Source organism: Anabaenopsis sp. NIES-4685 (genome assembly GCF_059725405.1).
Window position 1 is genome coordinate 4,190,156 of record NZ_AP043602.1, and the last position, 14,471, is coordinate 4,204,626.

6 protein-coding genes, 1 tRNA gene and 2 pseudogenes are annotated in these 14,471 nt (G+C 45.1%); 5 read left to right on the top strand and 4 right to left on the bottom strand.

What is annotated here, in order from left to right; translation table 11 throughout:
* Positions 1-14: 14 nt before the first annotated feature.
* A pseudogene (locus AC6IZ0_RS18115) lies at positions 15-1,707 on the bottom strand (WD40 repeat domain-containing protein); the annotation flags it as partial.
* A 922-nt stretch (positions 1,708-2,629) separates the two neighbouring features.
* Positions 2,630-2,702: transfer RNA gene (locus AC6IZ0_RS18120), tRNA-Pro, on the bottom strand.
* Between the two features lie 128 nt (positions 2,703-2,830).
* Between AC6IZ0_RS18120 and lipA the strand changes: the two genes are divergently transcribed.
* From lipA to AC6IZ0_RS18140, 4 genes are all read left to right on the top strand, one after another.
* Complete coding sequence (gene lipA, locus AC6IZ0_RS18125; protein ID WP_497724241.1) at positions 2,831-3,733, top strand: lipoyl synthase; 903 nt, start codon at positions 2,831-2,833, stop codon at positions 3,731-3,733.
* A gap of 12 nt (positions 3,734-3,745) precedes the next feature.
* Complete coding sequence (locus tag AC6IZ0_RS18130; RefSeq protein WP_271730587.1) at positions 3,746-4,672, top strand: NAD(P)H-dependent glycerol-3-phosphate dehydrogenase; 927 nt, start codon at positions 3,746-3,748, stop codon at positions 4,670-4,672.
* A 466-nt stretch (positions 4,673-5,138) separates the two neighbouring features.
* A complete protein-coding gene (gene sigC / locus AC6IZ0_RS18135) occupies positions 5,139-6,386 on the top strand; it encodes an RNA polymerase sigma factor SigC (RefSeq protein WP_271730523.1) in 1,248 nt (415 codons plus the stop codon).
* Between the two features lie 318 nt (positions 6,387-6,704).
* Positions 6,705-7,160 (top strand): ferric uptake regulation protein, encoded by a 456-nt coding sequence (locus AC6IZ0_RS18140; RefSeq protein WP_271730521.1) that lies wholly within the window; start codon positions 6,705-6,707, stop codon positions 7,158-7,160.
* A gap of 9 nt (positions 7,161-7,169) precedes the next feature.
* Here the strand turns inward: AC6IZ0_RS18140 and AC6IZ0_RS18145 are convergent, their stop codons facing one another.
* Positions 7,170-8,387 carry a peptidoglycan-binding domain-containing protein gene (locus tag AC6IZ0_RS18145; protein ID WP_497724242.1) on the bottom strand — a complete coding sequence of 406 codons (1,218 nt, stop codon included), beginning with the start codon at positions 8,385-8,387 and terminating at the stop codon, positions 7,170-7,172.
* 18 nt (positions 8,388-8,405) lie between these two features.
* Positions 8,406-12,107 (bottom strand): annotated as a pseudogene (cobN, locus tag AC6IZ0_RS18150) (cobaltochelatase subunit CobN); the annotation flags it as partial.
* Between the two features lie 220 nt (positions 12,108-12,327).
* Between cobN and AC6IZ0_RS18155 the strand changes: the two are divergent.
* Complete coding sequence (locus AC6IZ0_RS18155; protein ID WP_497724243.1) at positions 12,328-14,250, top strand: GAF domain-containing sensor histidine kinase; 1,923 nt, start codon at positions 12,328-12,330, stop codon at positions 14,248-14,250.
* The last annotated feature ends 221 nt before the right edge of the window (positions 14,251-14,471 follow it).

Below are 14,471 nucleotides of genomic sequence, written 5' to 3' on the forward strand. Positions count from 1 at the left end.
TATTAACGCCGTTGCCAAATCTTGATGCTTCCATCCCGATCGCCAGAGGCTAAGGTGCGACCATCGGGGCTAAATGCTACTGAATTAACGTAATTTGAATGTCCCAGGAGGGAGGTGATTTCCTGTAGGGTGGCGACATCCCACAGTTTGATGTTATCCACACCAGAGGCTAAGGTGCGACCATCGGGGCTAAATGCTACTGAACCAACGCCAACTGAACCTCGAGTGATGGAGGCTATTTCCCCCCTGTTGACAACATCCCACAATTTGATGGTTTCATCCTCACTACCCGATGAGGCTAAAATGTGACCATTGCTGGGGCTGAAGGCTACTGAGTTAACCCCATATGAATGTCCGATGAGGGAAGTGATTTCCCGTAGGGTGGATACATCCCACAGTTTGATGGTTTCATAACCACCAGAGGCTAAGGTGCGACCATCGGGGCTAAATGCTACTGAATTAACGTCATCTGAATGTCCCTTCAGGGAGGTTATTTCCCGTAGGGTGGATACATCCCACAGTTTGACGGTTTCATAACCACCAGAGGCTAAGGTGCGACCATCGGGGCTAAATACTACTGAACTAACGCCCTCCGTGAGGGAGGCGATTTCCAACCTGGTGGCGACATCCCACAGTTTGATAGTCTCCCAACTCCCAGAGGCTAAGGTGCCACCATCGGGGCTGAAGGCTACTGAACTAACGTTATCTGAATGTCCGATGAGGGAGGCGATTCGCCGCTGGGTTTAACACATCCCACAGTTTGATGGTTTGATCATCTCCACCGGAAGCTAAGGTGCGACCATCGGGGCTGAAGGCTACTGAGTTAACTTTATCTGTATGTCCGGTGAGGGAGGCGATTTCCCTCCCGGTGGCCACATCCCACAGTTTGATGGTTTGATCATCTGCACCGGAAGCTAAGGTACAACCATCGGGGCTGAAGGCTACTGAGTTAACGTTATCTGTATGTCCGGTGAGGGAGGCGATTTCCCTCCCGGTGGCCAGATCCCACAGTTTGATGGTGTGATCATAACTACTAGAGGCTAAGGTGCGACCATCGGGGCTGAAGGCTACTGAGTTAAGGTAATTTCCATGTCCGATGAGGGAGGCGATTCGCCGCTGGGTTACCACATCCCACAGTTTGATGGTGTGATCATAACTACTAGAGGCTAAGGTGCGACCATCGGGGCTGAAGGCTACTGAGTTAACCTCATCTGAATGTCCATTGAGGGAGGCGATTTCCCTCCCGGTGGCCACATCCCACAGTTTGATGGTGTGATCATAACTACTAGAGGCTAAGGTGCGACCATCGGGGCTGAAGGCTACTGAACCAAACCCATCTGTGAGGGAGGCGATTTCCCTCCCGGTTACCATGTCCCACAGTGTGATATTATCCCAACTACCAGAAGCTAAGGTGCGACCATCGGGGCTGAAGGCTACTGAAACAAACCCATCTGTGAGGGAGGCGGTTTCCCTCCCGGTGGTCACATCCCACAGTTTGATGGTGTTATCATAACTACTAGAGGCTAAGGTACAACCATCGGGGCTGAAGGCTACTGAACTAACCACATCTGAATGTCCCGTGAGGGTGGCGATTTCCAGCCCGGTGGTCACATCCCACAGTTTGATGGTGTGATCATCGCTGCCGGAGGCTAAGGTGCGACCATCGGGGCTGAAGGCTACTGAGTTAACCGCATCTGTATGTGCAGTGGTATACTGCAACTGCCATGAAGATATTGATTTTCGTGATTTATAAGTTTTTAAAGCCTGAATAATCTCAATTAATTTTCCATACTTAGACACTAGCAGATTATAGGCTGCATCTTTTACATCTGCTGATTCATCTGTGCTTAAAGCTTGGAGAAGTAAATTAACCCCCTCATCGCCATACTGCAGTGCTTGGGATATGGCTTTTACCCTTGTTTTGGGGTCAGGACTACTATAATCCCTCAGCAGACCCTGGATTCTCCCCAACACCGCTACTAATTCGGGAGCATTACCAGTACCAACTAAGACTACATCAAACTGGACTGGTTCTGGGCGCTGATTCATCGTGGATTCTCCAGTGGTGATTAAATTACTCCGGGCAACATTATACAATCAATGAAGCTTCCCCTGTCTGAAGACGCGGGTATTTCTCAAGAGTCCATAAAAGAACTTTTTTAGGTCCACTTAAAGCACCTCTACTGATTCGGTTTAAGTCAAACTTAAAGATCATCCTCCCTTTCCTGAGTCTCATATCCCCGACTTCTATTCAGATTCATGGCTACTGCATAAAATGACTGTGAGAAGTCAGGGATATCTCTGGGGCTAATATCCCCGACTTCTATTCCAGGTTTAGGACGGCCGGATTCAAGTCATCTACTCGAATTTAGGTGGGGTGAAAGGCGCACTTCGTTTGGGATTTTTCCTAACTGAAGCAATAGAAATCAATATAGGATTTCCTATGCTCGTGAGGTACAATTTTTTTTAGTTTGAGGGAACACACCGAACAGGGAACAGGGAATAGGTGTGTACTTCATGAGCCTGAAAAAGGCTATAAAAGTTATGATTGTAATAGTTTTGAACGCCAATACACCGTGATGACTAGGTAGTTGGGCAACGCGGACAATTAAAATTAAGTTAATGTACATCGGGATGACTGGATTCGAACCAGCGGCCCTTCGTCCCGAACGAAGTGCGCTACCAAGCTGCGCTACATCCCGCCACGACATACAAGATACGATTATATCATAATAGTACAACTTTGTTGATATATAATCAATATCTTACCCTAACTCATTAAGCTACCGTTTGCTAGGATGAGATTTGTATAACTTCATAAGGGCAGATTGTGACTGTTAAACCAGACTGGTTGCGAGTAAAAGCGCCTCAATGGCAGCGCGTTGGTAACGTTAAAGAAATTTTGCGGGATTTAGCGCTTAACACAGTTTGTGAAGAAGCGTCATGTCCTAATATTGGTGAGTGCTTTCAAGCTGGTACTGCCACATTTTTAATTATGGGTCCGGTTTGTACCCGCGCCTGTCCTTACTGTGATATTGACTTTGAGAAAAAACCCCAACCTCTAGACCCCACAGAACCAGGACGACTAGCAGCAGCTGTGGAGCGGATGAAACTAAATCATGTGGTGATTACTTCGGTCAACCGTGATGATTTACCTGATGGTGGTGCTTCTCAGTTTGTGCTGTGTATTCAAGCGGTGCGGGAACTCTCACCTCAAACCACAATTGAGGTGTTAATTCCTGACTTGTGCGGTAATTGGAAGGCTTTAGAAGTGATTTTACAAGCCTCCCCAGAGGTACTCAACCACAACACAGAAACCGTAGAGCGGTTATATCGCCGGGTACGTCCCCAGGGAAACTACCGACGGAGTTTAGAATTATTGGGGCGATCGCGGCAAATAGCACCTCAAGTATACACCAAATCTGGGATTATGGTGGGTCTGGGTGAAACTGATGGGGAAGTCCGCCAAGTCATGGCAGATTTACGCAGTGTAGATTGTGATATTTTGACCATTGGGCAATATCTCCAACCCAGTCAAAAACACTTACAAGTTAATGACTTTATCAGCCCAGAACAATTTGCAGCTTGGCAGGTCTTCGGTGAGGAAATCGGATTTTTACAAGTTGTTTCTTCACCCTTGACAAGAAGCTCATATCATGCAGAGCAAGTCAGAGAACTAATGCAACGCTACCCCCGTCAGGTAAGTGTTGAGTCTTTAAGTAATTGTCAATGATTGTTAACAGTGGTGCAAAAAACTACCATAGGTATACTGGGTGCTGGTGCTTGGGCTATGGCCTTAGCCAACTTAGCCACGGACAACGGCCATGAGGTGCGTATCTGGTCACGTGGGGGAAAAGTAAGTTTATCAGCAGTTTTACAAAATGCTGACATCATCTTGTCGGCGATCTCCATGACAGGGGTGAGTGAGATAGTGTCTCAAATGGAATTCCTCCCCCTGTCAGCCAAAACAATTTTTGTCACGGCTACCAAAGGACTAGATCCCCAAACTACCTGTACCCCCTCGCAAATTTGGCAAGGAGCATTCCCTGATCATCCAGTAGTTGTTTTGTCGGGGCCAAATTTATCGGCAGAAATTCGCCAATCACTACCAGCAGCAACGGTAGTGGCCAGCAAGAACCAGAAAGCGGCTCAATTGGTGCAACAGGTATTTTCTTCTAGTTGTTTCCGGGTATATACCAATCCTGACCCCATCGGTGTAGAACTAGGGGGAACATTAAAAAATATTATGGCGATCGCTGCTGGTGTATGTGATGGCTTGCATCTAGGAACCAACGCCAAAGCCGCCTTAGTCACCCGTGGACTGACGGAAATGGTTCGCATTGGCCAAAATTGGGGTGCAAAGACGGAAACATTTTATGGTTTATCAGGTCTAGGAGATTTGTTAGCGACTTGTAACAGTCCCCTCAGTCGTAATTACCAAGTTGGTTACCAGATGGCTGGGGGTAAAACACTAGTAGAAGTTCTGGCAAATTTACCAGGAACAGCCGAAGGTGTGAATACTTGTCAAGTCTTAATCAAACGAGCCCAGGAGCACAGTATTGCTATCCCCATTACCGAACAAGTTTATGCCTTGCTGCAAGGTGAAGTCACACCGCGACAAGCTTTGGAGGAACTAATGCTACGAGATATTAAGCCAGAGTACAACTGTTAATCCTGCGTAGGATGACAAAGTATTACGAGTAGTGTGAACCTGAATAATCCCTAGAAAAAAAAATCATAAAATCGTCAGGATATTCTTTCACCCCGATGTATATATCACTATAGCGATGGTAAACATATGTTTTACAAGTTACCAACTTGTAAAACAAGTTTTACAAGTTACCAACATCAGCCTGATAGCGTATTGTGGCATCAGCCATATAAATATCCTGTGTTAAAACCCTCACTAAAATATTCCATGTTTATTTAAAGCCTAGATATAGATTTGAATAGCTATTGGTTCAATTGAAACGCTCAACCGATACATCGGTAACAGTGTGAAAAATATCAGTGTGTTTTCTGGCTCAGAAGCTTAACTAAAACCTCTACCAGATTAGTTCATGTTGAATCACGCAATAGCACCAGTTCATTAGTTGCGCCATTATCTATTGTTACCTGGAGCCATTGAGACTAGCCATATGCCAGCAATATCTTTTTATGCAGATGAGGCTTCCTACACTCAGAAGTCTGTCGAGAGTTTGAATACAGAACTGACTATTGATGATGAGTTATCGGCTGATGATATCCAAGAGTTGCAAGTAGCAGCAACAGACCATGCTCACTTGGAAGGGAGTACTAACCGTCGGAGTACAGACCTAGTACGTTTATATCTTCAGGAAATTGGGCGAGTACAGCTTCTGGGGCGGGATCAAGAAGTTTCAGAAGCCCAAAAAGTTCAACGCTACTTGCGGATGCGGACTGTACTAACTAATGCGGCACAGCAAGGGGATCAAGTGATTGTGCCATTTCTCAAGTTAATTGAGGTTCAGGAGCGTCTGACATCTGAACTAGGACACCGCCCATCTTTGGAAAGGTGGGCTAGTAGTGCGGGGATGAATCTATTGGATCTCAAACCTACTTTAGCAAATGGCAAACGCCGCTGGGCAGAAATTGCTGAGTTAACAGTAGAAGAGCTAGAACAAATCAAATCCCAAGGACTCCAAGCTAAGGAACACATGATCAAGGCTAATTTGCGCTTGGTAGTGTCCGTGGCGAAAAAGTATCAAAATCGGGGCTTAGAATTATTGGATTTAGTCCAAGAGGGAACTTTAGGCTTAGAAAGAGCGGTCGAGAAATTTGACCCCACTAAGGGATATCGCTTTAGTACATATGCTTATTGGTGGATTCGTCAGGGAATTACACGGGCGATCGCCACTTATAGCCGCACAATTCGCTTACCTGTTCATATTACAGAAAAGCTGAACAAAATCAAAAAAGCACAACGGAAAATTTCTCAAGAAAAAGGTCGTACAGCCACCTTAGAAGACCTAGCCATTGAGTTAGAAATGACACCAAACCAAGTCAGGGAAGTGTTACTTAAAGTACCACGTTCCGTGTCCATGGAGACGAAGGTAGGCAAAGATAAAGACACCGAATTAGGGGAATTATTGGAAACCGACGGGATTACCCCCGAAGAAATGTTAGTGCGAGAATCTTTACAAAGAGACTTGCATACTCTGTTAGCAGATTTAACTAGCCGTGAACGTGATGTAATACTGATGCGGTTTGGTTTAGCGGATGGTCATCCTTACTCCCTAGCCGAAATTGGCCGCGCTCTGGACTTATCTAGAGAAAGAGTACGTCAAATAGAATCCAAAGCTTTGCAAAAGCTGCGCCAACCGAAACGACGCAACTTTATCCGGGATTATTTAGAGTCCTTAAGTTAGGTTCAAATCTGGAACCGCCTAGGTTCCACAACCAAACAAATCTACCATCGGCTTTCTCCTAGTCATGGCTTAGGGTGGCGGAGGTTCCATAGATTTACCAGGGTTTTTTTTCACTAATTTATTGATATAGCCTTTTTCAGGCTCATGAAGTATACACCAATTCCCTGTTCCGGTGTTCCGGTGTTCCCTCAAACTAAAAAAATTGTACCTCACGAGCATGGGAAATACTATAATATTTAGCAAGAAGAAATATTTATTGCTTAATCCCAGAATTTGTTATATTCTCAACTAATAGGCTTTGTTGAGAAAAGAATTAATATGACTGTTTACACATCTTCTTCGCTCAAGGCAGAACTAAATGATAGAGGTTGGCGTTTAACACCCCAACGGGAGACGATTTTACACATTTTCCAAGAACTTCCCCAAGGTGAACATCTCAGCGCTGAGGATCTTTATCATCGACTGGAGACTGAGGGTCAGGGAATCAGCCTTTCAACAGTCTATCGGACGTTGAAATTGATGGCACGGATGGGGATTTTGCGGGAACTAGAACTGGGAGAAGGACATAAGCATTATGAAATTAACCAACCCTCCCCCCATCATCACCACCATTTAATTTGTGTTAAATGTAACGCGACTATCGAGTTTAAAAACGACTCGATTTTAAAAATAGGTGCAAAAACGGCTCAAAAAGAGGGATTCCACCTGCTAGACTGTCAAATGACAATTCATGCAGTCTGTCCTCAGTGCCAACGGTCTCTGATGCCTTTGTAGCCATAGAGCCTAAAGTTTTCCGCTAGTGAGATTACTTACATTGATGCCGTAAAATGTTTTTGCTTGCTGAAGAGCGCGTTTAGTCTCATCGGACATAACGCCGTTGAGATCACCTCGATAGAAACCCTGTGCTTGTAGTCGCCTTTGAATTTCCAAGACACTGAAATCACCCTGGCGGCCGGTGTTAATTAAGCTATATAACTTAGCTCTAGTAGTCGGTCCAGCAATTCCACTGACAGCTAAGTGATTAGCGGCTTGAAACCTACGGACAGCATCATCAGTCTGGGAACCAAAATACCCGGTTGGTGTTGCGGTTAGATATCCGGCCGCGATCAAATGTTCTTGAAGCAGTCTGACGGCCTCACCCCGATTACCCATCCTGAGATTGTCTGGATTAGCTGTTTGTCTGGGTGTGGGAGGGGTTGTTGTTGCGCCACCAACGCCCACAGGGGGCAATTTTTTGATTGTGGACGGGCCAACAATGCCATCAGCATCTAATTTAGAAGCTGTTTGGAATTGTTTGACAGCTTCTTCAGTAACCGGACCAAAGACCCCGGTGGCTTTACCAGAATAGAAACCTGCAACTCGCAGCCTTTCTTGTAAAACCCTGACATCTTCGCCTTGATCACCTCTGTGGAGCAACTGGGGATGACGGCGTTGAGTGGGAGTTTTCGCAGTTGTAACTTTTTGTGGTTGCGGTGTTGAGGTTTTTACTGTCTCAAACGGTGTACTAGCAGTAGTCAGCGGGGGAATAGATTCTACATGACTGTTGATGGTGGGTACTACGGTGCTGGTAATAGTTGGTGTGGAGGGTTGGGGATTTACTGGTTGTCTCAGCGAGGTTTCTAATTTTTGCCGTGTCTCTACTCCCAGAACCCCATCAACTACTAAACCTTGAGATGATTGAAAACGCCGTACAGCATCTTCTGTGGAAAAATCATAGACTTGTGTGATCTGCTCTCGGTAAAAGCCAGCTTGTTGCAATTGTCTTTGGAGGTTGGCTACCGAAGGACTTTGATCACCTCGTTGTAGTGCGAAAGCACTGCTGATAGAACTAAGAATAGATATAGCCACAGCTAAGGGTAACAAGTGCTTCCAGGTTCCACCAGAAAGGCGTTTCCAGTCTGGGGCAGATGCTTTCTTGAATAAGACACTCAAGGATACTAATTCACTGGATGCACTGTTTTCATAGGTATTGGCTAAATATAAATATGCAAGATTGTCCATGTGATATCTCCTGATTTATTTTTCTTCGATGGTTGCTTCTGCTTGATGTACGAGATTTCGCAACTTATCTAATGTCTTGCTGTTTACATCCTGCCATAAACCTCGCTGGTGCGCTTCTAATAATTTATCGGCAATATCACGCATTGCCCAAGGATTTTTATCCTGGATAAATTCACAAACTATAGGGTCTAGTAAATATGCTTGTGTCACACCCTCATACATATGGTCTTCGACACATTGGGCTGTGGCATCATAGGCAAATAAATAATCTACCGTCGCCGCCATTTCAAAGGCACCTTTGTAACCATGGCGCATCATTCCGGAAATCCATTTGGGGTTAACTACACGGGAACGATACACCCGGGCAATTTCGGCTTTGAGGGTGCGCACTTTTGGTTGAGCGGGATGAGAATGATCACCAAAATAGGTTTGCGGGTTGTTTCCTTGTAGCGATCGCACGGCTGCTGTTAAACCGCCTTGAAATTGGTAATAATCATCGGAGTCGAGTAAGTCGTGTTCCCGGTTATCTTGATTGTGTAAAACAATTTGCATTTGTGTTAGGCGTTGCTCAAATGCTTCTGGTGCCGAAATACCCACTAATTCCCCTTGAGTATCCGGGGAACTACCACTAGTGTAAGCGTAGCAACTCCAGTTAATATAAGCACGGGCTAAGTCTTGCTCATCTATCCAGTTTTGTGATGTCATCAGCCCTTGGAGACCCGCACCATAGGCACCGGGTTGAGAACCAAAAACCCGGTATTGCGATCGCACTCTCGCTGATTCCACTGTTAAGCCTTGTTGCATCCAAAACTGAGTATCTTGGCTGACTTGTGCCGCCAGGGGGTTAAAGTCTTGGGGTTCCTTGAGTGCGGCCACTGCGATTACAGCTTGCTCGAATAAGTCGATTAAATTGGGGAAAGCATCCCGAAAAAATCCCGAAATCCGCAAGGTAACATCAACACGGGGACGACCCAAAATGCTCAAGGGTAAGATTTCAAAGTCTACTACACGCCGCGCCGCACTGTCCCAAACAGGACGCACTCCCATTAAAGCTAGGGCTTCGGCGATATCATCGCCCCCGGTGCGCATGGTTGCAGTACCCCACAAGGATAAACCCAAGGTTTGGGGATACTCGCCGTTTTCTTGGGTGTAACATTCAATCAGATTTTCAGCGGCTTTTCTCCCCACATCCCAGGCGCTTTCTGTGGGAATGGCGCGAATATCCACAGAATAAAAGTTTCTCCCGGTGGGTAAAACTTCTGGTCGTCCCCGGGTGGGTGCGCCTGAGGGGGCGCTGGGAATATACTTACCATTGAGTCCCTGGAGTAAGTTGGTGATTTCGTCTTTGGTTTGTTCTAAGGCGGGGATGAGTTTAGTTTTAATCCAGTCAAGATGGGGGGATGAGAGGGGGGGAGCATTCAGGAGTTGTTCTACTAATTGGGCGGCGTGTATTTCCAGAACTTCTACTGCGTCGCCGACGGTGCGACAGGTTTTTGGGGTGATGTTGTGTAAAATTTGCTGATCAATTTCTGATAACTGAGTGTGAAAATCCGTGGTTAGGGGGTCAAACTCTAGTCCCCACTCTGTGGCTAGGTGACGGGTGATACCTAGGGAGTAACGGTTAGGGATACGGGCGATCGCCACTATTAAATCTCGCAGTTGTCGCCCTTGGGGACATTGGCCAAAATATGTAACCCGTCGCGAATTTGCGCTTCTTTGAGTTCACACAGATAGCCACCGATGAAGTTTAAAATTACTGATTCAAACTTTAAAATATCGCTTTCTATGGCAATACCTAGCTCTTGGTGGAGATTTTCTTGGATAACTAATTCCCGAATGCGATCGCGAATTGACGGTAAACGCCCAGGATCTAAACTTTCCGCCTCATAATATTCATCCACCAAGTTTTCTAACTGTTGTAGTGCGCCATAAAGTTCTGCTCTGGTCATGGGAGGCGTGAGGTGGTCTAAAATCACCGCTTCGGCCCGACGTTTAGCTTGAGAACCCTCCCCTGGGTCATTGACAATGAAGGGGTAAAAATGGGGAACTGGTCCGAAAGCTACTTCGGGATAACAATGACTGGATAAGGCGACACTTTTACCGGGTAACCATTCTAAATTGCCATGTTTCCCCACATGAACCACTGCATCCGCGCTGAAAATTTCCCTCACCCAATAATAAAAGGCTAAATAAGCATGAGTGGGCACTAAATCCGGTGCATGATAATTCAAACTAGGGTCAATATCATAACCCCGTGGTGGTTGAATCCCTACAAATATGTTACCCAGTTGGATTCCTGGAATGGGGAAAGAGTCAGCACATCCCCATGTTTGAGTAATTTCTTGCTGTACAGTTGTGGGTAAACTAGCAAAATACTTTTGATAATCGTCACAGTCAACACTTTGCAGCACAGGGCGAAAATCTCTACCTTCTGGGTCATTAGTTACCCCACTAGTCAGAATGTCGATTAATTCATCTCCATTTCTGGGGGGATTCTCTACCACATAACCCCCATTTTGTAAAGCCTTAATTATTTCTACACAACTGGCTGGTGTGTCCAATCCTACGCCATTAGCTAATCTGCCGTTGCGATTGGGGTAATTTGCCAAAATCAGGGCAATACGGCGCTTTTGGGGAGGCTGGGAGCGCAGGTTTACCCAGTTGGCTGCTAGTTGGGACACAAACTCAATGCGATCGCTCACTGGTTCATAAACCATCACATCTGTTTCTAAGTCAGGATGGCGCTTTTGTACAGTTTTAAAAGAAACAGCGCGGGTAATAATCCGCCCATCTACCTCTGGTAGCGCCACATTCATGGCTATATCCCGGGGGGAAAGTCCTTGTAATTGTGACTCCCACTGCTCCACGCCACCACCACTGAGGATAACTTGTAAGACTGGGACATTCAATTTTTGCCAAAGGTCTAGCTGGGGTGCTTCTGCTTCCAACCGCGCCAGAGAAAAGCTCGTAGTATTTAGTAGTACTCCTATTTGTTCTGTATCTTTAGGCTGGAAAAACTCACTTAATTCTCCTTGAACATCAGGATCACGCAATGAGGAAACAAACACTGGTACAGGTTGTAAATTACGTTTTGCCAGGGCTGTACACAAGGCATCAATTACTTTAGTATTACCAGATAGATAATGAGCGCGGTAGAAAAGAATGCCCACTTTAGGTATTGCTGATTTCCTAGTCCCCATTCCCCAGTTATATAACCCAACACGGGGAACTCCTTTTGGTGGTGAGGTTTGGAAAGAAGTATGAAGACAGGTATCACAGATAAATTTTAGAGCGTTAACAATATTTTCTACTCCGCCTTCTCGGAAATATTGTAATACTTGATTAATAACACTTAAAGGCAAAGTAGATTGGGAAATTAATTCTGGGTCTAGACCGTCGTCACCAGGCATTACAATCAGAGTTGTACCTTGACGTTGTACAATTTCTTGCACCACTCCTAAACCATATGCCCAATAAGAACGTCCTCCTAACAGACGCAAAATAATCACTTGGGCAGATTCTAAAACTTCCTCAGCATAGGAATCTATAGTTATTTCTTGCTGTAACTGCAACAGACTAGCAACCCTGATGGCTGGGAAGTTTGGTGGTAATTGAGTCACTGCTACTGCTAGGGTTTGAATGTCGGTATCAGCGGCGGTAATGAATACAAAAGGAGCGGGAGATTGTTCGATCAAAACTAACCCTGCGGACTGATTCCATCCCCCCGGTGTGGCGCTGATACGATGCATAATCTTGTATTACCCCCTTAAACTGTTGAATATAACACTGTTTTCGCCCGTGCAAGTTATTACATGACATATTAATAGGATGCCAAGAAGTGCATGAATGCCATCAATAAACAGATTTTTCATATCTGACGCACTCTACAAGAGATTTTACACTGTCTTCCGCCACGTAAATTATTACCAGACCATTAAAAATGCTTAGTTCTCCTGATTTGAGTTTTTCTCGAAACTTGCCTTTAGTTGTATATAATCAGCTTGGGGAATTGTTACAGCAGATGGCTCAAGTCGTCGGAAGTGCTGCACTGGTACTCACTGAGTCTGTATTAGTCAGGATTTGTTTACCCCAAGAGTGGCGCAATCAAAGGTTTACACTGTTGATTTCTCAGGAGTTTAGCGCCCTTTTGGTGGGAACTTTAGCACCGGGGGATGGGGGGAATTGCGCCGCATACAATAGCAGTTTGACATTTAATTCTGAGGCGATCGCTTTATTTGTCTCCCAGGTACGAGACTTGTTTGAGGGAAATTCTGACACACACCAAAATCTGGAACGCTATCGAGAGCTTGTCAGACCTAATGATGCTCAGACCCAAACTAAATTTACACTGTTGTTATTAGAGTATATCGGCACAGGGTCATCCCAGAAGATTATAGATCCTTTAACCCCTGCTGATAGCCCGGGATGCGTAGCCATTCCTCAAGTTTATACTTGTCAGCCTGTGGAAGATGCCTTAAAAAAACAGATTTTGCAAGAGCGACTGTTAAATCAGGTGACCACCCAGATTCGCAAAAGCTTAGATTTACCAGTGATTATGGCCACGGCGATCGGTATGGTACGGGAATTTCTGGCACTGGATCGATTAGTAATATATAAATTTCAGGGTTTGAGTGTCAAAACTGATAGCTTACATGGCATAACCATAGATGAAAACCTACCCCCAGGAGAGATGGGGGGTTGTATTGTCTATGAGGAGAGGGCTGAAGGTGCGATTTCATCGGTGTTGTCTTATCAAGAAAACGACTGCTGGTCTAAGAACTCCACCTGTTTAGCAAAGTATCGCCAAGGATTTACCTTAGTAATTGACGACGTGGAAAAAACTTATGTCACAGAAGAATGTTTATTGAATTTATTACGAAAATGCCAAGTTAGGGCTAAGTTGGTAGCACCAATTATATTTGAGCAAAATCTGTGGGGTCTATTGATTGCTCATCAATGTCATACCCCACGGGAGTGGAGCGAAAGTGATCAAAGTTTACTCACTTCCATAGCGGAACAATTAGCCATTGCTATTCATCAAGCTGAGTTGATGCAATCTTTACAAAAAGCTACCCGCACCCTTACCCAAGAAAAACAAAGTTTAGAACAACGAGTAATTGAGCGGACAAAAGCCCTACGGGAGGCTTTACTAGCTGCAGAAGCTGCTAGTCGCCTCAGAAGCGAATTTCTGGCTACCATCAGTCACGAATTACTCACGCCTTTAACCTATGTGATTGGGATGTCTTCCACTTTGTTACGTTGGCCTCTCGGAGAACTGAGTCAACGTCAACGAGATTACCTGCAAACCATCCATGACAGTGGAGAACATTTATTAGAGCTAATTAATGACATCCTGGATTTATCCCAAATTGAAGCGGGAAAAACTGTATTAAATATTACGGAATTTTCCCTAACCCATACCGCCAAAAATTCCCTAGAGTCACTATTAGAAAAAGCTGATAACCAACAGGTTAATCTTCAACTGGATTTACAAATCGACCCCCAACGGGATCTGTTTACTGCTGATGTACAGCGAGTAGAACAAATTCTCTGGAATTTATTAACCAATGCGATTAAGTTTACCCCAGGAGGTGGCAGTGTTACCTTGCGGATCTGGGTAGAAGATGATATGGCTGTCTTTCAAATTGAAGACACTGGAATTGGTATTCCTGAAGAACAATTACCAGTGATGTTTGAAAAATTTCAGCAATTAGATACACCCTATCGCCGGCGCTACGAAGGTACAGGACTCGGTTTAGCCTTAACTAAACAACTGGTAGAACTCCATCGCGGTCGAATTGAAGTGGAATCTACTGTAGCCATTGGTTCAATTTTTACGGTATGGATACCAGCCCAGCAGTAACGCAATTAATCGCGACTGAAGGTGCGATCGCCTCTAATGATACCAGGGATTTAACCCAGATACAAGCACATTTAACTCAGTTTACCACCTTAGTATAGATGACGCTTGACGGTTGACCGTCACTCATATCCCCGACTTCTGACTATGATCTTGTCGGGTAGTGATAAATTTTGGTAGAAGTCGGGGATATTGACCAGCAGAGTCAACACCCGCAGTCAACA

Coding starts and splice junctions, on each gene's coding strand:
- AC6IZ0_RS18145 (WP_497724242.1), bottom strand. CDS start 8,387: ATGGACAATCTTGCATATTTATATTTAGCCAATACCTATGAAAACAGT.
- AC6IZ0_RS18155 (WP_497724243.1), top strand. CDS start 12,328: ATGCTTAGTTCTCCTGATTTGAGTTTTTCTCGAAACTTGCCTTTAGTT.
- sigC (WP_271730523.1), top strand. CDS start 5,139: ATGCCAGCAATATCTTTTTATGCAGATGAGGCTTCCTACACTCAGAAG.
- AC6IZ0_RS18140 (WP_271730521.1), top strand. CDS start 6,705: ATGACTGTTTACACATCTTCTTCGCTCAAGGCAGAACTAAATGATAGA.